This is a genomic window from Actinopolyspora mzabensis (assembly GCF_900101095.1).
Classification (GTDB): domain Bacteria; phylum Actinomycetota; class Actinomycetes; order Mycobacteriales; family Pseudonocardiaceae; genus Actinopolyspora; species Actinopolyspora mzabensis.
In genome coordinates, this window is record NZ_FNFM01000002.1 from 270,479 (window position 1) to 292,854 (window position 22,376).

At 67.9% G+C, this 22,376-nt stretch carries 25 protein-coding genes and 3 tRNA genes; 11 read left to right on the plus strand and 17 right to left on the minus strand.

Annotated features, from left to right (window positions below; all coding sequences use genetic code 11):
* Positions 1–585: 585 nt before the first annotated feature.
* Entirely contained in the window at positions 586–2,013 is a 1,428-nt protein-coding gene (gene yczR, locus BLR41_RS03810) for a MocR-like transcription factor YczR (protein WP_092626491.1), read from the minus strand.
* 71 nt (positions 2,014–2,084) lie between these two features.
* Between yczR and yczE the strand changes: the two genes are divergently transcribed.
* The 4 genes from yczE (at position 2,085) to BLR41_RS03830 (ending at position 5,262) form a co-directional block, all read left to right on the plus strand.
* A complete protein-coding gene (gene yczE, locus BLR41_RS03815; protein WP_092626492.1) occupies positions 2,085–2,726 on the plus strand; it encodes a membrane protein YczE in 642 nt (213 codons plus the stop codon).
* A 7-nt stretch (positions 2,727–2,733) separates the two neighbouring features.
* On the plus strand, positions 2,734–3,570 hold the full coding sequence (locus tag BLR41_RS03820) for a protein phosphatase 2C domain-containing protein (protein WP_092626494.1): 837 nt from the start codon (positions 2,734–2,736) through the stop codon (positions 3,568–3,570).
* Positions 3,571–3,607: 37 nt separating this feature from the next.
* A complete protein-coding gene (locus tag BLR41_RS03825) occupies positions 3,608–4,636 on the plus strand; it encodes a magnesium and cobalt transport protein CorA (protein WP_092626495.1) in 1,029 nt (342 codons plus the stop codon).
* 398 nt (positions 4,637–5,034) lie between these two features.
* On the plus strand, positions 5,035–5,262 hold the full coding sequence (locus tag BLR41_RS03830; protein WP_092626497.1) for a hypothetical protein: 228 nt from the start codon (positions 5,035–5,037) through the stop codon (positions 5,260–5,262).
* Between the two features lie 214 nt (positions 5,263–5,476).
* On the opposite strand, the gene BLR41_RS23935 is transcribed toward BLR41_RS03830, so the two are convergent.
* Positions 5,477–5,911 (minus strand): GrpB family protein, encoded by a 435-nt coding sequence (locus tag BLR41_RS23935; protein WP_092626498.1) that lies wholly within the window; start codon positions 5,909–5,911, stop codon positions 5,477–5,479.
* 226 nt (positions 5,912–6,137) lie between these two features.
* On the opposite strand from BLR41_RS23935, the gene BLR41_RS03845 reads away from it, so the two are divergent.
* Positions 6,138–7,373, plus strand: coding sequence for a cytochrome P450 family protein (locus tag BLR41_RS03845; protein WP_092626502.1), 1,236 nt, complete (start codon positions 6,138–6,140; stop codon positions 7,371–7,373).
* Positions 7,374–7,442: 69 nt separating this feature from the next.
* On the opposite strand, the gene BLR41_RS03850 is transcribed toward BLR41_RS03845, so the two are convergent.
* The 5 genes from BLR41_RS03850 to BLR41_RS22720 all read right to left on the minus strand — a co-directional run bounded on the left by BLR41_RS03850 (position 7,443) and on the right by BLR41_RS22720 (position 10,689).
* Complete coding sequence (locus BLR41_RS03850; protein WP_092626816.1) at positions 7,443–7,859, minus strand: VOC family protein; 417 nt, start codon at positions 7,857–7,859, stop codon at positions 7,443–7,445.
* Between the two features lie 399 nt (positions 7,860–8,258).
* Positions 8,259–8,579, minus strand: a complete 321-nt coding sequence (locus BLR41_RS03855) for a hypothetical protein (RefSeq protein ID WP_143012988.1) — start codon at positions 8,577–8,579, stop codon at positions 8,259–8,261.
* A gap of 308 nt (positions 8,580–8,887) precedes the next feature.
* The gene (locus tag BLR41_RS03860) at positions 8,888–10,033 is read right to left on the minus strand and encodes a hypothetical protein (RefSeq protein WP_218119890.1); all 1,146 of its coding nucleotides are present in this window, start codon (positions 10,031–10,033) and stop codon (positions 8,888–8,890) included.
* A 111-nt stretch (positions 10,034–10,144) separates the two neighbouring features.
* Complete coding sequence (locus BLR41_RS23020; protein WP_218119891.1) at positions 10,145–10,372, minus strand: helix-turn-helix domain-containing protein; 228 nt, start codon at positions 10,370–10,372, stop codon at positions 10,145–10,147.
* A 158-nt stretch (positions 10,373–10,530) separates the two neighbouring features.
* Complete coding sequence (locus BLR41_RS22720) at positions 10,531–10,689, minus strand: hypothetical protein (protein WP_176797799.1); 159 nt, start codon at positions 10,687–10,689, stop codon at positions 10,531–10,533.
* Positions 10,690–10,810: 121 nt separating this feature from the next.
* Here BLR41_RS22720 and BLR41_RS03870 point away from each other — a divergent pair, with 121 nt between their 5' ends.
* Both BLR41_RS03870 and BLR41_RS03875 read left to right on the plus strand, forming a co-directional pair.
* On the plus strand, positions 10,811–11,206 hold the full coding sequence (locus tag BLR41_RS03870) for a DUF3224 domain-containing protein (RefSeq protein ID WP_092626506.1): 396 nt from the start codon (positions 10,811–10,813) through the stop codon (positions 11,204–11,206).
* 293 nt (positions 11,207–11,499) lie between these two features.
* Positions 11,500–12,000: an Imm1 family immunity protein gene (locus BLR41_RS03875; RefSeq protein ID WP_092626508.1), complete on the plus strand. Its 501-nt coding sequence runs from the start codon at positions 11,500–11,502 to the stop codon at positions 11,998–12,000.
* 32 nt (positions 12,001–12,032) lie between these two features.
* On the opposite strand, the gene BLR41_RS03880 is transcribed toward BLR41_RS03875, so the two are convergent.
* From BLR41_RS03880 to BLR41_RS03890, 3 genes are all read right to left on the minus strand, one after another.
* Complete coding sequence (locus BLR41_RS03880; protein WP_143012989.1) at positions 12,033–12,362, minus strand: GNAT family N-acetyltransferase; 330 nt, start codon at positions 12,360–12,362, stop codon at positions 12,033–12,035.
* Positions 12,363–12,465: 103 nt separating this feature from the next.
* Entirely contained in the window at positions 12,466–13,158 is a 693-nt protein-coding gene (locus tag BLR41_RS03885) for a hypothetical protein (RefSeq protein WP_092626511.1), read from the minus strand.
* Positions 13,151–13,582 (minus strand): TraB/TrbI/VirB10 family type IV secretion system protein, encoded by a 432-nt coding sequence (locus BLR41_RS03890; protein WP_143012990.1) that lies wholly within the window; start codon positions 13,580–13,582, stop codon positions 13,151–13,153. The genes BLR41_RS03885 and BLR41_RS03890 overlap by 8 nt, the downstream gene beginning before the upstream one ends.
* 138 nt (positions 13,583–13,720) lie before the next feature.
* Here BLR41_RS03890 and BLR41_RS03895 point away from each other — a divergent pair, with 138 nt between their 5' ends.
* A complete protein-coding gene (locus tag BLR41_RS03895; RefSeq protein ID WP_092626513.1) occupies positions 13,721–14,122 on the plus strand; it encodes a VOC family protein in 402 nt (133 codons plus the stop codon).
* 126 nt (positions 14,123–14,248) lie between these two features.
* On the opposite strand, the gene BLR41_RS03900 is transcribed toward BLR41_RS03895, so the two are convergent.
* The 5 genes from BLR41_RS03900 to BLR41_RS03920 form a co-directional block, all read right to left on the minus strand.
* A tRNA-Phe gene (locus BLR41_RS03900) sits at positions 14,249–14,322 on the minus strand.
* A 28-nt stretch (positions 14,323–14,350) separates the two neighbouring features.
* Positions 14,351–14,427 (minus strand) — tRNA-Asp (locus tag BLR41_RS03905).
* Positions 14,428–14,455: 28 nt separating this feature from the next.
* Positions 14,456–14,531, minus strand: a tRNA-Glu gene (locus BLR41_RS03910).
* Between the two features lie 358 nt (positions 14,532–14,889).
* Positions 14,890–15,495: a ScbR family autoregulator-binding transcription factor gene (locus tag BLR41_RS03915; RefSeq protein ID WP_092626515.1), complete on the minus strand. Its 606-nt coding sequence runs from the start codon at positions 15,493–15,495 to the stop codon at positions 14,890–14,892.
* A gap of 432 nt (positions 15,496–15,927) precedes the next feature.
* Positions 15,928–16,170 carry a hypothetical protein gene (locus BLR41_RS03920; RefSeq protein WP_092626516.1) on the minus strand — a complete coding sequence of 81 codons (243 nt, stop codon included), beginning with the start codon at positions 16,168–16,170 and terminating at the stop codon, positions 15,928–15,930.
* 273 nt (positions 16,171–16,443) lie between these two features.
* Between BLR41_RS03920 and BLR41_RS03925 the strand changes: the two genes are divergently transcribed.
* From BLR41_RS03925 to BLR41_RS03935, 3 genes are all read left to right on the plus strand, one after another.
* The gene (locus tag BLR41_RS03925; RefSeq protein ID WP_092626817.1) at positions 16,444–16,662 is read left to right on the plus strand and encodes a heavy-metal-associated domain-containing protein; all 219 of its coding nucleotides are present in this window, start codon (positions 16,444–16,446) and stop codon (positions 16,660–16,662) included.
* Positions 16,663–17,031: 369 nt separating this feature from the next.
* Positions 17,032–17,613 carry a hypothetical protein gene (locus BLR41_RS03930; RefSeq protein ID WP_092626517.1) on the plus strand — a complete coding sequence of 194 codons (582 nt, stop codon included), beginning with the start codon at positions 17,032–17,034 and terminating at the stop codon, positions 17,611–17,613.
* 470 nt (positions 17,614–18,083) lie between these two features.
* Complete coding sequence (locus BLR41_RS03935; RefSeq protein WP_092626518.1) at positions 18,084–18,668, plus strand: dihydrofolate reductase family protein; 585 nt, start codon at positions 18,084–18,086, stop codon at positions 18,666–18,668.
* 364 nt (positions 18,669–19,032) lie between these two features.
* On the opposite strand, the gene BLR41_RS03940 is transcribed toward BLR41_RS03935, so the two are convergent.
* Both BLR41_RS03940 and BLR41_RS03945 read right to left on the minus strand, forming a co-directional pair.
* Complete coding sequence (locus BLR41_RS03940; RefSeq protein ID WP_092626520.1) at positions 19,033–20,193, minus strand: acyl-CoA dehydrogenase family protein; 1,161 nt, start codon at positions 20,191–20,193, stop codon at positions 19,033–19,035.
* A 64-nt stretch (positions 20,194–20,257) separates the two neighbouring features.
* Complete coding sequence (locus tag BLR41_RS03945) at positions 20,258–22,330, minus strand: acetyl/propionyl/methylcrotonyl-CoA carboxylase subunit alpha (protein WP_092626521.1); 2,073 nt, start codon at positions 22,328–22,330, stop codon at positions 20,258–20,260.
* Positions 22,331–22,376 lie beyond the last annotated feature (46 nt).

Here is a 22,376-nt window from a genome sequence, read left to right on the forward strand (position 1 = left end):
AGCGCTAGGCCGAAGTACGTAGTAAGAGTTCGCCGCTCGTTCCGAACGACCCGAACGCCGAGACCTCCGATCCGGTTGCCTGCGCCCGACCGGGTCGGTCGGGGCGCCGCATCAGGGCGAGCCAATCGTCACGAGAGCGGCAGACCGCCCCGCCCCCGGTGTCGCACTGCCCCTGTGACACCGGGTCGAGCGGCCACCCACCGGCACGTCGAGGGGCCGTGCCGGCGGGTGGCCGAACAGCCACTCCCGCCGCGAGCCGCGCGAACGGTGTGCACCACTCGCCTCCGGCACGGCGTCGATTTCCCACGAAATCGCCGCGCCCACGGAGTGGCAACACCGGATCGCGGTCACCCCACGCGGCCCGGCTGCCGTCGATTTCCCGCGAAATCGCCGCGCCGCTTCGAGACGGGCCGCACTCCGACCACCCTCGCAGTCGGCACCGCCGCGGGTTCTCCGGTGCGGCTCTCGCGAGGACGGCCCCGACGTTGTGTAGGTCGCTACCCGATGTCGGGGCACCCGCAGCGAGAGCCGTGCCAGAGGTTCCGCCACCAGCACCGCCACGCGGCGCAACCAACACTGTTCCCACTAGGTAACCAGGTCGGGCGGCGATTCAGGCTTGATCGAGTCATCGGCCTCGGCGATCGACTCCACCGCCCGCCGCAGCGTTTCCGCCGGCAAGCTGTAGGGCAGTCGGAGACGGTCGTCGAGCTCCCCCTCCACCGCGAATCTCCCGGAGGAGGCCAGCCGCACGCCTCGTTGTTCGGCGGCCACAGCCAGCCCACCGGCTCGTCGGGAGCCGAGGTGGCACCACAGCGAGAGCCCACCGTCCGGAACGGTGAAGGTCCACTGGGGGCGAAACTCGCGCAGCGCCGCCACCAACCGGTCCCGCTGGTGCGACAGCCTCGTGCGCTGCCGACCCAGTATGCGATCGGCGTCGTCCAGCAACTCCCGCAGCACGAGCTGCTCGAAAACGGGACTGCCGAGGTCTATCGCGGCACGACCGACGACGAGGCGCTGTACCAACTCGTGCGGGGCTCGGATCCAACCGAGCCGCAGACCTCCCCAGAACGACTTGCTCGCCGAACCCACCGTGACCGTCTGCGAGTCGGCGAAGGCCGCCACGGGAGGCGGAAGCGGCTCTCCGGAGAGATTGAGCTCGACCAGCGTCTCGTCCACCACCGCCGTCGTGCGGTGGCGCCGCAGCGCGTGGCCCAGTCGTTCCCGCTCTGCCGCGGTCATCAGCGCGCCGGTGGGGTTCTGGAAGTCGGGAATCAGATATGCCAACCGGGGAGCAGCCTGTGCCAGGGTCGCCTCCAGCAGTTCCGGATCCCACCCGCCGTCGACCATGGGCACCGGCAGCGGTCGCGCGTGTACGCCGCGGACGGCTTCCATCGCGTTCGGGTAGGTGGGGTGTTCCAGCAGCACCCGCTGCCCGGGAGTGAGCATCGTGCGCAGCACGAGGGCGAAAGCGTGCTGCGCGCCGTTGGTGATCAGTATCTGCTCGGGGTCGGTGGGCAGGCCGCGCTCCGCGAAGCGCCGTGCGATCCGCTCGCGCAGCTCCGGCAGCCCCTGGGTCTGATAACCGTGCCCGTGGAACAGCGTGGCGAACCGCTCGATCACCCGTTCGAACGCCTCGTAGACCTCGGGGGACGCCGCGGGGGTGGCCTGGGCGAAGTTGATGCTCTCGCCGCGTTCCGGCGGGTACCAACCACCCGACTCGGTGGCGCCACCGGCCGTGGCGGGCACCCCGATCCAGGAACCCGCTCCCCGCCTGCTCCGCACGAACCCCTGCTCCCGGAGCCGGTCGAGCGCGGCGGTCACCAGATTGCGGCTGGCGCCGAGCCGGTCGGCCAGTTCGCGTTCGGCGGGAAGTCGCGTACCGGGCGGCAGTTGTCCGTCCAGCACCAGCCGGCGCAGTGCCGAGTACAGCGCGTCGGCACTGGGACGGCCGTTCCGCGACCAGTTGCCCAACATCCGCGCCAGAACATTGGCCCCCATTCGTCCCGCTTGCATACTCGTCACGGGTACCAATATTTCACGATTGGCTCTTTTCACAACAGACCAGCACCGAATACGAATCGAACATGCCCCAACGAACGGCACCAGTGGACCTCGAACCGATACCGGTGACGCACCGCCCCGGCACCCGGCTGCTACTGCTGTTCGCCGGCCTGGCCTGCTACGGGACGAGCATGGCGATGATGGTGCGTGCGGAACTCGGACTCGCGCCGTGGGACGTGCTGCACGACGGCCTGGTGGAACGCACCGGCCTCGGCTTCGGCACCGTGACCGCGATCACCGGAGCTCTGGTGCTGCTGTGCTGGATACCGCTGCGCCAGCGGCCCGGCATCGGCACCGTCGCGAACGTGCTCATGGTGGCGCTCTCGGTCAGCGTCGCGCTGTACCTCATCCCACCGGTCGAGAACCTGCCGGTCCGGGTGGCACTGCTGCTCGGCGGCGTGCTGTGCAACGGCCTCGCCACCGCGGTCTACGTCGGAGCACGGCTCGGTCCGGGCCCCCGCGACGGGCTGATGACCGGCCTGCACGGCACGACGGGGCTGTCGCTGCGCGCCGTCCGCACCTGCGTCGAGCTGGCGGTGCTGCTGACGGGCTGGGTGCTGGGCGGCTCGGTGGGGTTCGGAACCGCGCTCTACGCGCTGGCGATCGGCCCGGTGGCGCAACTCGCGATGCCCGTTGTGGCGGTACGAACTCCGAACGCCGGATAATCCGGGCATGCCCACTGTCGAGGTAGCCGAACAGGCGGGAAGCGAACCCAGCGAGGACGTGGTGCTCACCCTGCCCAACGCGGTTGTGGTGCTGGACGGCGCCACCTCGCTGCGCCCCACCGAGCGCACCGGCGGCTGGTACGCCGCCGAACTCGCGGCGGCGCTGCGTCGCCGCCTCGAGTTACGCTCCCACCTCGATTCCGGAGCCGCCCCGGACCTGGCCGACTCGCTGGCGTCGGCGATCGAGGAGGTCAGCACTGCCCACGGGCTGCAACCAGGGCACTCCCCCTCCACCACCGTGTCGATCCTGCGGTGGGACGAGCGGACCGTGGAGGCGCTCGTGCTGGCCGACAGCCCGATCGTGGTGTTCACCGACTCGGGACCCGAGGCGGTGACCGACGATCGGCTGCACGCGCTGCGCACCACCGGCAACGGTGACTACCGGCAGCGGCTGCGCGGGGGCGGTGGCTTCGACGAGCGGCATCACGACGAGCTGCGAGCCGCGGTGGACGCGACCGGCCGCTGGCGCAACGTCGAGGGCGGTTTCTGGGTGGCCGAGGCCGATCCGTCCGCCGCGCACCGTGCGATCCGGCGAAGCTGGCCCAGGACGGAGGTTCGCTCGGCGTTGCTGGCGAGCGACGGTGTCTCCTGCGGTGTCGACCAGTACGACAGCTACCGCGACTGGCGGGAACTGCTCGCACACGCCCGGGCGGAATCGGCGGGGGCGGTGCTGGAGCGAGTCCGCGCCTCCGAACACGCCGATCCGGACGGCAGTCGCTGGCCGCGCCCCAAGCGACACGACGACCAGGCACTCGCGGTCGTGGAGTTCGCCCCGGACGATTGAGAGCACTCGACCGCTCGTCCCCGCGGAGGTGTCCGGCATGGTGCTGGCGAACAGCGTCATCTATCTGAACGGCAGGTCGTGGCAGCGCTGCGAGACGGTGGAGCAGACGCTGCACGAGCTGCGACGCGGCTCCGACTCCGATCACACGTTCGGGTGGATTGATCTGTCCAGGCCGGACGGGGACGAGCTGACGACGCTGGGAACCGAGTTCGAACTGCACCACCTGGCGTTGGAGGACGCCAGGCTCGCGCACCAGCGGCCGAAGCTCGACCGCTACGGCGAGACGCTGTTCATGGTGCTGCGCTCCGCGCTTTACCAGGAAGACAGCGAGAACGTGGCGCTCGGCGAGATGCACGCGTTCATCGGCTCGGACTTCGTCATCACCTCGCGGCAGAGCGACCGGCCCGACCTGGACGCGGTTCGAGACCGGCTGGAGAACCAGCCGGAGCTGCTGGCGCACGGCCCGCCTGCCGTGCTCTACGCCCTCGTGGACCGGGTGGTGGACGACTTCCTGCCGGTGGAGCACGGGTTGCAGCACGACCTGGACGAGATCGAGACCGAGGTCTTCGGCGGCGAGTCCACAGTGTCCAAACGGATCTACCGGCTCTCCCGCGAGGTGATCGAGTTCCAGCGGGCCACCGGCCCGATCATGGAAGTGCTGGACGGCATGGAGCAGGCGTTCCACGAGTTGCGCGACGGTGTGGAACTCAAGCGCCACCTGCGGGACGTCCGGGACCACGCGGCGGACGTGGCGGAGCGCGTCGAGTCGCACCGGCAACTGCTGGCCAACATCCTCCTGGTGAACTCCTCGCTGCACTCGCAGCGTCAGAACGAGCAGGCCACCAGACTCACCGAGACGAGTCTGCGGCAGAACGAGCAAATGAAGCGCATCTCCTCGTGGGCGGCGATCCTGTTCACTCCCACGCTGGTGGGGACGGTGTACGGCATGAACTTCACGCACATGCCGGAGCTGGACTGGCCGCTGGGTTACCCGATGGCGCTGCTGCTGATGCTGTTGGTGGCGGTATCGCTTTACGCGGTGTTCCGAAGGCGCGACTGGTTGTGACCACTCGAATCCGCCCAAAAAAGATCTCTTCCCCTAGAGACATCTGCTCCACTGTTTAGTAACCTGGGCGACGTCCACCTGACCCCCAGGGGTGGACTTGGCGCCCCCGCACTCCCGGTGACCCCCAGGCCGGTTGAGAGCGGGGGCGCACTTTTCGTTCGGGTGTCACCTTTCCGGTTGACTAGTGCCGTGAGCTCCCGATTCGCCGAGTGCGGCCGGGCGGGTCGTGCGATGCTCCGATTCGAGGGGCCGCCACGCATCCGGACGGGGGTCGAACGGTGGTACGTCATCCCGCACCGGAGCCCGATCGCTGGTCCGTTCGGGTGAAAAAGCGGAACCAAACCCGAGACCTAATCGTCAGTAATAAAAGCCGGAGGTTTTTCACACGGAGGCACGCCATGAACCTGCACGCCCGCATCGAGCTGTACGGCGGCCCGGAAGACGGCCGCGAGATCACGCTTCCCGTCAGCGGCGAGGGTGAGCCACTGTCACCCCTCCCCGTACCGCGCGCTTCGGAGGAGAACGAAGGCGTCGCCTGGTACGAGCGGGACCAGCACATGGGGCGCGGATTCTGGGTCTACAAGTACGCCGACTCGCAGTCGGCGGAGCACCCCCAGGCGGGCTGACTAGGTTACACCGTCCGGGAGCCGAGAGCGCTCGCCGCGGGTAACCCCGCAGGTGACCCCGTAGGTGACCCGGAGACCGCTGTGCGGCATCGCCTCGAACAACGGTGTGGGAGAGCGGTGCCGGAGCGATCTTCGCGGCCGACCGGGCGGAGATCAACGATCAGCGCACCGCCTACGGCCTGACCACCTGGACCGAGGAGCGCGGCGACCGTCGCTACGCGCTGGCCGGCGGGAGCGGACGCACCGGGATCGCACTGCTGGAACTGATCCTCAGTCCAGAGGGGACGGTGGACTGCCGGGAGGTCCGCTCCGTGCGGCTGCCGTCGACCTTCCGGCTGCCGGACAGCTCCTCGTGGTCGCCGTGCGGTGAGCCCCGTGAGCTACCGCCGGTGGCGGGCACGGTGAGGTTGATGTCGACGACGTCCTTCGCCGCGAGCCCCACCACCGCCGTTAAGCCGACGTGCTCGATGCCGAGCGATACCTCGCCGAGAGCCGCGACGATGTCGGCGGCCAGAGCGCGGTAGCGAGCGGACCACTCCGGGTCGTACGCCACGATCGCCACGGTTTCCGGGGCGGGCGGGCCGTGAACCCACGGGTTCTCAGCGGGGTCGGGATCGTGGTGGCGGGTGATCTCCTCCGGGGCGGGCATTCGAGTGAATCTAGCGCGATCTCATCGGGGATTCCACCTCGATCTCCGACACCGATCCGGGCATACCACTACGATCGCGAGCACGAGCGGCAACCAGCCGTGTCGCGACGCACCCTCGAATCCGGTCCGGAAAGATTCCACCACTCGAAGCGGCACGTCGGAGACCGCGACGGTTCCGCGGTTCTCCGTGCTGAGCGGCAGCGCCGAGTTGGCCGAGGAGCCCTGTATGACCACACCAGAAACCACGATCACCGTCGGCAGCCCGGAGTTCCTCGCCGACCCGCACGCGCACTACGCGTGGCTGCGTACGAACGCCCCGGTCCACTGCGGGCGGATGGCCTACATGGGCGAACAGGACGTGTGGCTGGTCTCCCGGTACGAGGATTGCCGTCTGATGCTGGCCGATGACCGGTTCCTGCGCTCGCCGGGAGGGCAGGGCCCGGCGATGCTCGCGGGGTTTCCGGACTCGGTCCGCGAACCGATACGGCTGATGACGACCAGCAACATGATCCTGATGGACGATCCGGGGCATCGACGCCTGCGCAAGCTGGTGGCCAAACCCTTCACTCCCCGGGCGATCGAGCGAATCAGCGGACGCGTCGACGAGCTCTCGCACGCGCTGCTCGACGAGCTGGAACCCCTTGGTCGAGTGGAGCTGCGCGAGCGGTTCGCGCTGCCCGTCCCCGCTACGGTGATCAACGAGATGGTCGGAGTGCCGCACGCCGACCGGGACCGTTTCGGCCGAGGAATGAATGCCCTCGTGACGGGTATGGCGCGGCTCGGCCAGGAGAGTTGGGCCCGGGAGATGAACGCCCTGACCGAGCTCGTGCGCGAACTGATCGAGCACAAGCGATCCGAACCCGGCGAGGACATCCTGACCGGTCTGATCCAGGCTGAGGAGGACGGGGATCGCCTCTCCGAAGACGAACTGGTCGCGATGGTCTTTCTGCTGGTCACCGCGGGCTACGAGACCACGTACAACCTGATCACCAACGCGGTGCTCACGCTGTTGGATCACCCCCACCAGCTCGCGCGGTTGCGCGCGGCACCCGATGACGAAGCGCTGTGGCGGAGCGCCGTGGAGGAAGTCGTGCGCTACGGCGGACCGATCGGCGGAACCAAACCATCCACCACCGTCGAGGAAGTCACCTGGCACGACACGACGATCCCGGCCGGTGCGACGGTGATTCCCGTGTTGGCCGCGGCCAACCGGGATCCCGCCGCGTTCGACGATCCGGACACCTTCGACATCGACCGCCGCCCCAACGCCCACCTCGGATTCGGCCACGGAGTGCACTTCTGCCTCGGCGCCAACCTGGCCCGCATGGAAACCCGCGTCGCACTGCGCGCGCTCGTCCGCCGCAACCCGAACCTGCGGCTGGCAACCGACCGCTCCGAACTCGCACTCGAACCGATGCCGTTCTGGACCCGCTACGAGGAGCTGCCCGTTCACCTCGGTTGAGACTCGGAAACAGCGACTGGTGGGGGTCCACTACCGGCGCGGTGCGGTAGCGGGCGCGACGTCGGCGCGCTACGCCTCGGCGCCCCGGTAAGTGCCGAAGGTCCACAGGTTGCCCTCCGGGTCCCGCACCGTGAGCGCGTATGAACCGGCTCCCGAACCGAACTCGGTGTGGTGCGGCGCCTCGACGACGTCACCCCCTGCCGCCTTCACTCGGGAGTGGACGGCGTCCACGTCCTCGGTGGCGACGTAGACGGCGCTGCTTCCGGCCCGCATCCGGCCGTGCACCCCGTCGGTGTGCTTCGTCGACCCGAAGACCAGCGCACCACCACCGGGCCGACGCAGCTCGGCGTGCACGATGTCCCCCTCGTCGTCCGGCACCGCGAGCACCTCGTGGAATCCCAGGACATCGACGAGGAAGCGCAGCGCGGAGCGCGTGTCGTCGTAGTGCAGGATCGGCCAGACGGAGGACGCCGAACTGTCAGCCATGCCCTCCAACGTAGCGGTGTCTCCTGGACGGAAGCACGAGAACGGCCCCACTACGGATTCGGCGGGATCCACAGCGGGTGCGGTTACCCGTACGGTGAGAACTTCCTCGTGGCATGTTGCGAGCGAAGGTCATGTAACTACGGAGCGGCCGAGCGAGCTCGACTTGTCGATCGGATCGATTCGTTTGCCGGCGAAGAAGCCGGGAGGCGGGGGCTCTCGCAGTGGGGTGTGGGCCGGATTAGGGCGTCACTTCGGACGAGTACGACAACTCGCCCGCTCCGTACCCGCTGCCCTCCTGAGTACCGACGGGTCGTTATCCCACGGCGTTGTTCTCCTCGCACAGCGGTAGTGACGACGCCGGAAGGTCACGCTATGAGCCGCCTGTCCCACGGTGAAAAGTCACAACTTGTCCACCAGTTTCGCGGCCTCCACGAGCGGCACCTCCGGGATATCCTGACGCACCCGACGGACGGCCCGCGCTTTTCCCTCGTCGTCACGCAGTCGTCGAATTTCTTCACGGTCCAGAGACCGAGCCACATCATCCGACGTCGGAAATTTCTCGCGAAACTCGGCGTAAACTTTGCGGCGACGAATCGAGGAAACAATGGAGTCCGCTACTGTCCACGCCAGCAGAACACACCCGGCAATAAGATACTTTCCCGAAACGGCGAGGAAAATGCCGCCCAGCAGTACGATGAGACCAACTATCCACATGATCACGAGATGTAGCACGAAACCGTCCCGTCATTCAATGTGAATCTCGCTACCACTGTCCATCGGATTATCCACGAAAAACAGCACGTTTGAACGCTCACGATCCCTGTCAGTTCCGTAGCCGGGAACTGGCAGGAGTGCTCCCTTCTCCGCCGCGTTTCCGGCTTCGACCAGCGGCCTGACCACTCACCGGACCCCAGACCGCCGACGTTCTGCTTTTCGGGTCATGAATGCCGGGTTCACCGAAGAGCGCTGTAGTCCTTCGACACGGCTCATCGCGAACGAACACCCGAACACTCCATGCGGCGAACAATTCAACTCCGGGCGAGCAATGCCCTTCTGTGCTGCCAGGCCAGGTTCACCGCCGCCGAGGCTCCGGGCGAAAGTTGGCCCAGTTCGTGAAGACGGCTGATGGTATTGGCCTCGAACGGCAGGTGCCGGGCGGGAATGCGGCCCTCGTCATTGGTGGTGACGGCCGCACCGAACAACTCGTCGTAGGTGTCGGGCTCGATCACAGCCACGGTGAGGATGTCACCGGACAACGTGAGCGCGTCGAGCGTGCCGCCGAGGTAGTAGACCCGAATCCGCCCCCCGCCGCGGGCGCGATCCATACCCGCGAACGGTTCGCGGTTCTCGTAGTCGATCGGCCTGCCGCTGCCGTCGTACTCGACGTGCCCGAGCAGCTCCTCGGCGAACTCGCGCTGCATGTTCCGCCAGATCGAGAAGTCGTTGCGCACCGCGTCGGGAATGACGCTCGACGGCTGGAAGATGCCCGCGGGCAACAGGTGCGCCATCCCGCCGCCACCGACCACCCGGCCGCCGTCCCGCTGGTGCAGCACCATGCTCGGGCTCTCCCCCGCCCGAATCGTCAACGTGCCGATCGCGCCCAGCAACGGCCGCCGGGCCAGGTCGAACGGATCACCGACGTGCTTGCGAAACGTCAGCCGCCGCCACGACGCACGACCGACACCGAGGTCGCCGTGCCCGTCGCGAACGAGGTGATGCGCGGCCATCTCGTGCGCCAGGGCTTCGTTCGTGTCGATCGAGTCGAAGAACCCCATCGTGCCGAACTGCAACCGCAGGTTCGGGTGCGAGCGATCGAGAGCGGTCAGGCGGAAGCACAGCCGGTTCTCGAACAGGCGTGGCGCGGCCAGATCCCGCACCGCGTGGCTGTAGCGGTGGTAGCGCTGCTCGGCCGACGCCAGGGGGCGTACGCCCGCACTCTGCCGCTCCGAACCATCGACAGCCGGAACCGCGGAGTCCGTGTCGAGTTCGAGCTCCAGCTCCGACAACGGCACCGGGACACTCGGAAGCCAATCCGGACCGGTGATCACGCCGCTGCCCTCAGAGCTCGGCACCGTCGAATCCGGATAGAGCCGCTCGGCGGCGAGGGCCAAACCCCGCCGGAACGTGCCCAGCACCGCGCGAGTGTCCTTCCAGTCCTGTTGATCCTTGTCCACGCGCGGATCGACCGTGCCGGGTGAGGCCACCAGGGTCAGCAGTTCCCCGTCGCTGGTGGGAGCGTTGTCGGTAGTCCTACGCGGTCGTTGGAATCCCAGCTCATCGGCAGCTCAGTCGAAGAACTCCGCCAGCAACCGACGGTAGAACGGCTGCGGCCACGCGACTTCGCCACACTCCCAACGGCCCACGGTCTTCTTGGTCACGTTCGGGTATTTCTTGTGCTTCCGCCCGGCCAATGCGTTCAGCTCTTCGGCCAGGTCTTCCTGCGAGAGCCCGGCGTCCTCGCGAAGCCCGATCAGAGCGGAGTTCTGGGTACGTGCTGCGGAAGCCCCGGCCATGTCCCCAACCCTAGGTGCTCAATCCCCATTCGGACTGGAATGTCCCCTCAATGTCCCCGGAATGGCTCATCTTCGGTCATTCGATGTCGTCGCCGCGAAGTCGCCCACTTGATGGCATTGCGGCATGAGAAGAACCGAGCCCCGCACTGTGGCTCGCGCTACGCGACGGGCTCGAACTCTCCGCACTGGACGACGAGTGTCTCGTCCACGAGATGGTGCTGGAAAAGCTGCTCGCCGAAGGCGGAAACGCCACAGCCACCGCCCGCGACGAGATGCACCACCAGCCACCCGGCACGCACGAAGACCGCACCACCCACGCACTCCGCACGATCACCACCCGGCTCTACGGCACCGCCTGGACGCCGAGGACGAGTGACACAGCTCGGGACGGAACGATTTCCACGCTCGATGTCGGACGTGAGCGCTAGTTTTCCCGGCATGACCGAGCAACAGGCTACCCACGAGCTCGAGGCCCCTTTCGAGATCACTGAGTGGAACGAGACCGTCTACGAGGAACCGGTCGAGGGCCCCAAGCTGACCCGGATCACGATCCGGAAGCGCTACCACGGCACGATCGAAGGCTCCGGGGTAGTCGAGGTGCTCACCGCACAAGGAGCCGCCGGTGCGGGTTACGTCGCTTCCGAGCGGGTTGCAGGCACGATCGACGGCCGCCAGGGCACCTTCGTCATTCAACACGGCGGCCTGGCTGAAGGAGCCCACCAGAACAGCTACGGCAACATCGTCCCGACTTCCGGCACCGGAGAGCTCACGAACATCTCGGGCCACGCGAAGGAGGTTCAGCGAGAGGTCCTCACCCTCGTCTACTCGCTTTAAGAACTGCCACAGAGTCGCACCCGATCTTCGCCACGGCTGCCTCTGATCGCTCTCACTACTCACTGACCAGGAGCGGACACGATTAGCTCTCGGACCCACCGAGCAAGAGAACGGCCCCCACCGGTTCCGATGAAGGCCGTGCTCGCTGGTCGTTCCGCACGACCAGGGGCGTGGTCGAACCACCGACAATCGGCATCGGGCCGCCATCAACCGCCCGCTCGGGCATTTCTTCTCCACTCGCTCAGCTGGACGGCATCCACCCACTTCCATTCGGCCGGCGAGGAGAGCGATCCATGCTCCACGAAATCAGCGCTCAGCAGCGTGAAATCAGCGACACCGCGACCGTGCTCACGGTCATGTTCGACCAGTACCGCCGGTCACATCACGCCTGCACAGCCGAGGAAATCGCGACTCTTCTCGACCACGTGGTCACCGAATCCACCGAGGGAAACCGCACCACGCTTGTCACCGCGTGGACCCGACCGGCCCACTCCCATCACGACGATGGTCAACCCGAGTACCCACCCGCCTACCTCCGCGTCGCCGTCGATCCCGACACGGGTTGGGGCGCGATGACCTGGATCGAGCTCACTGCGGGCGAAGTGCTCGACACCTTCGACCCGGCCGAGCTGGAGGACCGGCCCGCCCTGGTGTTCGCCGCCGACGAGCCCAGCTATCTCCCCAACTCCGCGTCCCCGCCGCTCGAACGGATACGCCATGCCCTGTGCGAATACGCCGAGACCGGCACACGCCCCACCACCGTGCGGTGGCAGCAGGGATACCTCGTCCTCTGAACGAGGACTCCGCACTCGGAACACACCGGATTTCAAGTCACGGTTCTGCTCGCCGGTGCCGCATCCGAGCGCGAGGACTCCAACCACTCCTCGCGGGAAGCGACGCTGACGGGTTCCAGGTCGCAGGTGCTCGCCTTCTCCAGGATCGCGGCGTTGTAGATGTCCACGATCGCGGGCAGATCCGCACGCGTGGCGAGGCGATGGCGGTACCCCAAGAGATCGCTCCAGTCCCGGTTCTGCTGCCCGCGGCGAGGCAAGCGTGTTCGTTGCGCCTCCGGACAGTACGAGCGGTGCGAACCGAGATCCAGGACGGCGCGGAAATCGGCACGCTCCGCCCGAGTCGCCTCACTTCGGCTAGTCACTCCGCTGCACTGTCCTGCTTCGCCACGGCGCTCGGCTCTGACTAGGCCCTGCCCTGTCGGATTCAGCCGAGGCGGAGTCCGACAGGGTTCGCCGGATGGATGCTCAGTGTGCGACCACTCGGTGTTGGTGTTCGCGGTACTTCCACCCGCCGACGAGAACTCCGATGCCGAGCATGGTGATCAGGCCCAGGAACACGGTGGGCGATGTCGTCGAGTGCGGGGTACCGGACAGCGTGTGGGAGGTAGCGGCTGCGAGAGATCCCGCTACGGCGAACAGGCTCGGCAGCCCGAGCAACGCGCGCCTGCCCTGCTTGCGGAGCACTCTGGTGACGGCGTCACCGACCATGAGCAGAGCGGTCCCGGCTGCCATGCCGAAGGTGAACCGCCGAACCTCGGTGGACACATCGGATTGGCCGAGCCGGACGGCCACCAGGATCAGCACCACGGCGAGGGCCGCCGCGAGCACCACCGAGGCCCCGACATCCCAGCTCAGCGGAAGAGTGCGGTGCCGATCCTGCCGGTTGCGGGGAATGAAAGCCCATGCCCGCTCGCGATCGAGGTGACTCGCGAGAGCACCGAAAGCGATGATCGCGGCGGCCATGATCAGCGGCGGCAGGAAGCCGTGGGTGGCGAACCAGACGATCGCGGCGAGGCACACCCCCATCGCGGGGTTCGTGAGCGCGGTGATGAGTTGCGCGCGCCGAAACGGTCGGCGGGCTTCGCACAGGTCCAGCGGGTGCACCAGCGGTTGGACGTCCGCATCGGGCAGATCGACGAGTTCGGTGAGTTCACGCATGGCTTCCTCCTGGGGCCTGCTCGATGAAGGGGCCGCTCGTACTGCTGCGGGCGATGTCGTAGACCTTCTGCCGCGATACCCCCAGTCGGGCCGCGACGGTCACGGCGCTGAAGTCGTCGAGCAGACCGTCCGTCGCCCGGGCCCGCACCGCCGAGGCGCGCGAGTTCAGGTGGGCGGCCAGCGCACTGACCTCGGCGGCCAGCAAGGCCACGGCGAGTGGGCCACCGAATCGCTGGGTCCAGTGCTCGTCACCCTGCGCTGCGGCGGCGTACAACCCGTCGCCCATGTCCGCCAGCACCGAAGCAACGTCGGTTGGCGAAATGCCGTTGTCGACGAATCGCTCTGCCACCGCGGCACGCGTCTCGTCCGGGCGGTGGGAAAGCACCGCGTCCCAAGCGGCGTCAACCCCGGGGTTACGACTCATACGAGCATCATGCCCCGGATCGAGAAATGTGTAAACCCGGGGGCGTCACCCACAGGCGAGAGGCGAGGATGCGCGCCCAGGTAGCCCGCAGCGGTCGCACGTCCAGCCAGGCGCCGGTCGTCGTGGTTGCCTAACGTAATGCACCTTGAGCGGTTGACCCTGATCGTCGACGACTACGACGAGGCGATCCGGTTCTTCCTGGAAGCGCTGGAGTTCGAGCTCGTCGAGGATTCGCGGTCCCTGACCGACGACGGGCGCGAGAAGCGGTGGGTGGTCGTACGACCGCCCGGCGCCGCCACGGGCCTACTGCTCGCACGAGCTGACGGTGAGCGGCAGGAGCGAGTGGTGGGAGATCAATTCGCGGCTCGGGTCGGCCTGTTCCTGCGCGTGGACGACTTCCAGGCGTCCTACGACCGGATGCGTGCGGCGGGGGTCGAGTTCGTCACCGAGCCGCGCCGGGAACCCTACGGCGAGGTCGCGGTCTTCCTCGACGTCGCGGGCAACCGCTGGGACTTGCTTGGCCCACGGCCGTATCGGTGATCACTCCCGCGGCGAGGCGGGTCCGAAGCCACCGGACGAACAACCGAGACCGGAACTGAGACCCACCGACCATGAGAACGGCCCCCACCGTTTCCGGTGAGGGCCGTTCTCGCTGGTCGTTCCACGTGGCCAGGGGCGGGGTCGAACCGCCGACCTTCCGCTTTTCAGGCGGACGCTCGTACCAACTGAGCTACCTGGCCGTGCAACCCGGCTCATGGCCGATCGCGCTGGCGACCCAGACGGGACTCGAACCCGCGACCTCCGCCGTGACAGGGCGGCGCGCTAACCAACTGCGCCACTGGGCCATGTGTTGTTGTCACCGGACGAGTCCGGTGGTACCCCCAACGGGATTCGAACCCGCGTTACCGCCTTGAAAGGGCGGCGTCCTAGGCCTCTAGACGATGGGGGCTTGGTCGACCAGATTCCTGCTCGGCCTTGCCTCCAACCGGCTTTCCGTTGTCGGATGCCCCGTTGGGAACGATTAAAAGCTTACGTCATGCCTTCGGGGAGTTGTAAACGGGGGGTCCCCTATCGACACACGCCCTCCCGCCACAGCCGGGCGAACCCGGCCGCCCACATCGAAGTTACACCGCTGAGCTGCTGCTTCAACCAACGAAGCCACGACGTCCGACACGCCGGAACGAGCTCGCGCACCCGCCGAACACCCCCACTGAACCCTCGATCACCCACCCGAGGCGATTTCGTGACGCCGGTCGCAACATCGACCGGAGATCGGGCGTGCCGCTCCACGGGGAGCCCCGGAAGGCTCAACGAGCCTTCCGGTTGCTCAACCACTCGGGACTGGCGACCCCCTGCAAGGTGATCCGCCAGGTCTCCTCCATCCGCACGCCCGCACCCGGTTCCCGCCTCGAACCGAGCACTCGCGCACCGACCAGTGCGGCGTAGGCGACGCGGGCGACGGCCTCCGGATCCACGCCGGGCCGCAGCATCCCGTCGGCCGAGGCTCTGCGGAGCAGGTCGAGCAGCAGGGTTTCCCAGTCCGGTTCGGAGTCGAGACCCCTCCCTTCCGCGATCCGGTGGCGGGCCAGTCCCGTCCCGGCGCGGAGCACGACGTCCTCCTCGAGCAGCCGTGCCGCCTCGCTGAGCATCCCGACAGCGATCGACAGCGGGTCGAGCTCGCGCCGCAGCCAGTCGCCACGCAACTTGGGCCAGCGCCGCGCCTGCGACTCGACGAGCGCCAGAGCGAGCTCCTCCTTGGCCGCGAAGTGGAAGTAGAACGCCCCCTTGGTGACTCCGCTGCGACGCAGGATCGCGCTCAACGGCGTGGCGTCATAACCCGTTCTGTCGAACTCCTCGGCTGCCGCGACCACGATCGCGTGACGAGTCAGTTGGGCACGACGTTGCTGAGGCATGTGTACGCGGCTCCAACGGGTGCCCGCGGACGAACAGCCAGCACGCTCAGTGACAGAACGAACAGCTGTCCCCCACGAACGGATGATCAACTTTACGAGTTGAAGTTACCGCGCGTGGGCAAATTTCATCCCATCGGCCCAGTCATCAGCGATTGGAACGAGCGGTCGAACAACATCGGCCACCTGGTGAACACCCAAAAGAGACTCGCAGGTAGGTTTTCGGTGTGGCCACAAGGCCGTCCGCCGACGACCCGCGAGACGCTCCACCGGGGGGTGTGCGTCTCGCGGGGTCGGCTTCACGAGAGCCCGGGGACACAATCGGCGGAACACCGGGGAGCGGGAGAACGGCGTGCTTTCCGCGCGCCGGGACGCGCGGTCGTCACCGGAACCAACAGCGCGTTCCGGTCGTGTTCGCGGGAACCCGCGCGGTCGTCAGTCCTCCCGCGTGGCTTCCTCGTTGTCGTCGTCGGTGAGTCCGAGCATCGCCAGCAGCATCCGACAGTCCGCACGGTCCCGCGCGCCACGTGCGACCGCGAGACGCGCACGATGCAACTGCTCGGGGGAGAGCCCGCCGGAGTCGCCGTCGCGCTGCGCCGGAACCGCGGCGGCCGCGGACCTGGGGGAAGCTCTGTCCTGCAACGCCAGGAACTTGCGTACGTCGAGTGACCCGTCCATAACCCCTCCCCGACTAGGGTGTCGCCGCAGGTTATCCACCCATCGGCTTCAAACATAGCCCCCTGCGGAGTGATTCGCGAACACGAAACGTGTTTGCTACCCCACCGAGGGAAATCACATCCGACACTACTCCGAACGCGTCCACCGGATTCCCGAACGCGGGCAGCGGCAACCCGAAATCGGGCGACAGTGACCCGACTCATCCCCGACCGCTTACCCCCCTGGGGTATTTTCGAGGTCGAGGACAACGACACTCGCCACGAAGGAGCCCCGATGTCCACGCAAACCTTCAAGGTCGCCGGAATGACCTGCCAGCACTGCGTCGCCTCGGTCCAGGAGGAGCTGGGGGAACTGCCCGAGGTCACGAACGTCGAGGTCTCCCTGGACAACGGGGACGTGACCGTCACATCGGAGAACGGGATCAGCGAGGAGGCCGCCAGCGCCGCCGTGCAGGAGGCCGGCTACACCGTGGCCGAGTGGAACCGGAGCTAACGGACATAAACGAAAAATCCTCGCGACACTCCCCAACGGGCACCTCGACGTGCCACAATCGAATCGCTGACACACCCCCGGTCAGCAGCTGTGGAGATCGGCATTGCGTTGGCCCCCGCGCTCTTCCCCCGACGCGGGGGCCGACTCTTGAGATCCCCTCTCGGCGTCCGTCGCGTTGTTCGCGCGGACAGGCCGGGAAACCGGGCCTCCGCGCGGGAAGCCGCCGAGGCGTCAGGAACTCTTCACCGGCCTCACGGCAGGGCCGTCGCCGGCCTCACGGCAGGGCCGTCGCTCCCGGATCGGCTCCGGCACATCGTGACCACCCCCACATCCGCCGTCACGACGCCGTGGAACCGTTATCGTGTCCGGGTGGTGCTAGGACGGGCGAAGAGCGGACGCAGGCAACGTACGGACGACGCGGAACAGCGGTCGGCCGAGTCGGACCAGGAACTGGACTCCTACCTGGCGGCGCTCTCACCGGACGCGGATCCGGAGACGACGGGTACCGGACGCAGCTTCGGCGGTTCCGAGGTCCATCAGCTGCGACTGCCGCTGATGGCCAACGAACGACTCAAGGAGCTGGCGGCCGAGCAGGGCACGTCGCCGAGCGCGCTGGCACGGGACTGGGTGCTGCAACACCTGCAGGAGATCCCCGAGGAACCGCCGCAGCCGGAGTGGCCGAGCGGCGGGGAGCAACGGCCCGCGCACGCCCGCCCCGAGGAGGAGACCGACGACGTTCGGGACCCGGGACTCTACGGGGGTGAGCTGTACGGCAACGAGCTCTACGGCGACGAGGGCTTTCCCACCGAGTTCCAGGACGGTCCGCCCTCACCGGACGAGTACCCCACCACGGCCTTCTCCGAAGATCCGAAGCACGGGGCCGGGGGTGGCAACACCTCGGAAACAGAGACCGAGATCACCATCCCGCACGGGCAGTACCGCTACTACTGAGCTCCGGAGGACGACTCCCGACAGCCGCTGCCGACCCCCGTGGCGAGCCGCCGTCCGATCTCCTCGAGATCACGGGCGGGTGCGAATCCCGGGGCTTCCGACATCGCGTGGACCAACAAGGCGCTCGTACGCACAGCTGTCGTGTTAGGATAGTCGTCGTAGTCCCCCGGTCAGCCAGTATCCAAGCGATACGCCCCGGGGGTTTTGTTTTTCGCGGGCAGTGGCCGGATCGCCAAGAGTGCTCGACGCCGTCTCTGCGTCGACACTGCAAAGGCAACCAACGCGATTACCTGTACCAGCCGCTCGAATCCTTCCGACGATTACGAGGTGGCTACCCGGTACCCGCCCCTGAGCCCCCGCCGGTACAGGGCCGTACCGTGGTCCTCGTATCCTGGGCGAGGTGCGACAGGCGACGGCAGCGGCCGTGATCGTAGGATCGACCCGAGTCCACTGTTCCGGGGAAGGTGCGGTTGCGTCAACTGACCTATTTCGTCGCGGCAACGATCGACGGGTTCATCGCCGGGCCGGACGGTTCGGATCCGTCGGGTCCGGACGGTTTCTTCGTGGCGGAGGGCGGCCACATGGAGGCGATCTTCGCCGACTACCCGGACATCATCCCGGCACCGGTACGCACCGCCCTGAACACGCACCCCGCGAACAAGGTGTTCGATACCGTCCTCGAAGGACGCGGCTCCTACGAGGTGGGGCTGCGAGCCGGCGTCACGAATGCCTATCCACACCTGCGGCACTACGTCTTCTCCCGCACCGTGACCCAGGCTCCCGATCCGGGCGTGGAGCTCGTCTCGACCGACCCGGTCGAGACGGTCCGCGAACTCAAACGCGAGGACGGGAAGAAGATCTGGCTGTGCGGTGGAGCACGACTCGCCGCCACCCTGCGTTCGGAAATCGACGAACTGATCGTGAAGCTCCACCCCGTAGTGGCCGGGGCGGGGATTCCCCTGTTCGACGGTGAGTTCTCCCCGCAGCGATTCACGCTGTCGGAAACGCAACGCTACGACAGCGACGTGCTGCACCTGACGTATCGGAAACGATAGACTCGCCAGCTATCGGATGACCTCTTCGGTGTCCTCAGCGGTCTCCGACGGCCTCGGGAGCGGAAAGGATCCGAAGACCGAAATCTCGGACAGGAAGATCTCAACGAGCGATCCTCGACAGTGACCACACCGTAGTTCTTCGACCCGCGACGCGAACCCGGCGACTCGGAATCGTTCTTTCAGGACATGTGCGCTCCGGCTGCCGAACAGCGAAAATCCCCCAAGTGCGCTTCCGTGGAGAGGCGTGGGGGATGTAACGGCACCGTCCTGGCAGATCGAGGCTGGCAGATCGAGGCTGCCGGATCGAAGCCACGCGCTACCGAAGGTCCTGTTCCGCTACTTCGGGACTCGCGGCGCCCCGAGCTCACTCGGCGGGCAGCCCGAGCTCCCGCGCGATCAGCATCCGCTGCACCTCGCTGGTTCCCTCCCCGATCTCCAGGATCTTGGCGTCCCGGTAGAACCGGCCGACCGGGCTCTCGTTCATGAAGCCATACCCGCCGAAGATCTGGGTCGCGTCGCGCGAGTTGTCCATCGCCGCGTTCGACGAGGCGAGCTTCGCGATCGCCGCCTGCTTCTGGTACGGCTCGCCGCGCAGCATCCGGGAGGCCGCGTCGTAGTAGGCCAGCCTGGCGGTGTGGGTGCGCAGCTCCATGTCGGCGATCTTGAACTGGATCGCCTGGTTCTCGCCGATCCTGCGGCCGAAGGCGCTGCGCTCCTCGACGTAGCGCAGGCACTCGTCCACACAGCCCTGCGCCAGCCCCACGCCGAGCGCGGCGATGGCGACGCGGCCCTCGGTCAGCGTGGCCAGGAACTGCGCGTAGCCGCGACCGCGCTCCCCCAGCAGGTTCTCCGCCGGGACCCGGCAGTCGTCGAACGCGAGCTCGTGGGTGTCCGAGGCGTTCCAGCCCACCTTGGAGTACTTGGGCGCCACGGTCAGCCCCGGTGTGCCGGCGGGGACGATGATGGTGGAGATCTCGTTGCGGCCGTCGGGTTTGGTGCCGGTGACGGCGGTGACGGTGATGAATCCGGTTATGTCGGTCCCCGAATTGGTGATGAACGCCTTGGAACCGTTGATCACCCATTCCGACCCCCGCAGCTCGGCGGTGGTGCGGGTGGCCCCCGCGTCGGAACCGCCGCCCGGTTCGGTGAGCCCGAACGCGCCTAGGATCTCGCCGGAGGCCAGCCGGGGCAGCCACTGCTCCCGCTGCCGCTGGTCGCCGAACCGGTAGATCGGCATCACCCCGAGCGAGACACCGGCTTCCAGGGTCACCGCCACCGAGGAGTCCACGCGGGCCAGTTCCTCCAGCGCGACGCACAGCGCGAGGTAGTCACCGCCCATGCCGCCGTACTCCTCGGACACGGGCAGCCCGAACAGCCCCATCCGCCCCATGCCGGCCACGATGGAGTAGGGGAACTCCTCGCGTTCGTAGTGCTCCCCGATGACCGGTGCCACTTCCTTCTGGGCGAAGGAACGCGCGGCAAGCCGCAGCTGTTCGTGCTCGTCGTTGAGTCGATAGTCCACCATGCCGACCTCCTGGGGGCGGGACACGGCAGGTAGTGCCGTGTCGATTCGACTCGCGGGGGGAGGATCACTCCCCGCGCGAGGTGTCCTCGTCCGCGGTCACCACCGCGAGCGACTGTTCCAGATCGACGGTCTGTCCGGCCGTGACGCGCACCTCGGTGACGGTGCCGTCGACCGGGGAAACGACGGTGTGCTCCATCTTCATCGCCTCGACCACGAACAGCGGCTGGCCGCTCGCCACCCGCTGCTCCGGTTCGACGTTGCTGACCAGCACGGTTCCCGGCATCGGGCTGACCACCGCCCCGTCGGCGGCGCCGGTGTCGCGGGCCGCGTCGGCCAGCAGGGTGTGCTCGGTCAGCGCCCAGTGAGCACCGCCCGCGGCGAGGTGCACGGTGTCGCCGCGCACCACGTGGTCGTAGCGGTGGGTGTGGTCGTCCAGCGTGACCGTGAGGGACCGACCGGCGCGGTGGGCGCGCAGCCGGTGTCGGGACAGCTGCTCACCGCCGGGATCGACCACCACCTCGGCCGCGCCGGAACCGCCCCGCAGCCACACCGTGGTGCGGTCGCCGTCCACCGCGAACCGCCAGTTCATCCACCCCGGCGCGCCGAGCCGCCAGCCCGCCAACGTGTCCCAGGGGTCTCCGGACTCGGTCGCGGTCTCCTCGGCCAGCAGCAGCGCCGCGGCGGCGGCGATCAGCACGTGCTCCGGGGGACGCTCGCGCGCGCCCTCGGTGCCGACGAGATTCGCCAGCTCCCGGTCCACCAGGCCGGTGTCCAGCTCGCCGGAACGCACCTCGGGCCGACCGAGCAGCGCGCGCAGGAAGCCGAGGTTGCTGACCGGCCCCAGCAGCGAGGTCTCGGCCAGCGCGCCGTCGAGCCGACGCAGCGCCTCGGACCTGTTCGGGGCGTGGGCTATCACCTTGGCCAGCATCGGGTCGTAGTCGGAGCCGACCACGCTGCCCGTTGCGACACCGGAGTCCACCCGAACACCGGCCCCGCCCGGCTCGCGGAGGTACAGGATCTCGCCACCCGTGGGCAGGAAGCCGCGTGCCGGGTCCTCGGCGTAGACGCGGGCCTCGACGGCGTGCCCGGTCATGCCCAGCTCGTGCTGGTCGTAGGGGAACGGCTCACCCTCAGCGATGCGGACCTGCCACGCCACCAGGTCGATTCCCGCCCCCTCCTCGGCAGGTCGGGTTCCGGCCCGATCGGGCAGCACGGTGACCAGCTCGGTGACCGGGTGCTCCACCTGCAGCCGGGTGTTCATCTCCATGAAGAAGAACTCGTCCGGGCGGTCGGCGGAGACGATGAACTCCACCGTGCCGGCGCCCACGTATCCGACGGCTTTGGCGGCGTCCACGGCCGCGCCGCCGATCCGCGCTCTGGTCGCGGCGTCCAGCAGTGGGGACGGGGCCTCCTCGATGATCTTCTGGTGGCGGCGCTGCAGGCTGCACTCCCGCTCGCCGAGGTGGATCACGTGGCCGTGGGAATCGCCCAGGATCTGTACCTCGATGTGGCGCGGGCGCGTCACGAACCGCTCCACGAACATGGTGTCGTCGCCGAAGGCGGCGCGGGACTCCCTGCGGGCCGCTGTGATGGCCTGGTCGAGCTCGTGCTCGTGGTGCACCAGCCGCATCCCCTTGCCGCCGCCCCCGGCGGAGGGTTTGAACAGCACCGGCAGCCCGGTGTCCAGCGCCGCGCGGCGGAGCTCCTCGTCCGTGGCCCCTTCCTCGGCGCTGCCCGGCACCAGCGGAACACCGGCATCGGCGACCGTGCGCTTGGCGCGGATCTTGTCGCCCATGGACTCGATGGCGCTCGCCGAGGGGCCGATGAACACCAGTCCCGCCTCGGCGCAGGCGGCGGCGAAGGCAGCGCTCTCGGACAGGAAGCCGTATCCGGGGTGAACGGCTTGGGCACCGCAGAAGACTGCGGCTTCGACCACGCGGTCGACGTCCAGGTAGCTCTCGGTCGCCGCCCGTGGGCCGATGCGCACGGCGGCGTCGGCCTCGACGACGTGTCTGGCGGTGGTGTCGGCGTCGCTGTGGACCGCGACCGCGCGGATCCCCAGCTCGCGCAGGGTGCGGATGACGCGTACCGCGATTTCGCCGCGGTTGGCGACCAGCACGGTGTCGAAGCGCCGCATCCCATGCGACTCGTTCTCCGGTCGGCCGGGCCGTTCCTGTGGGCTC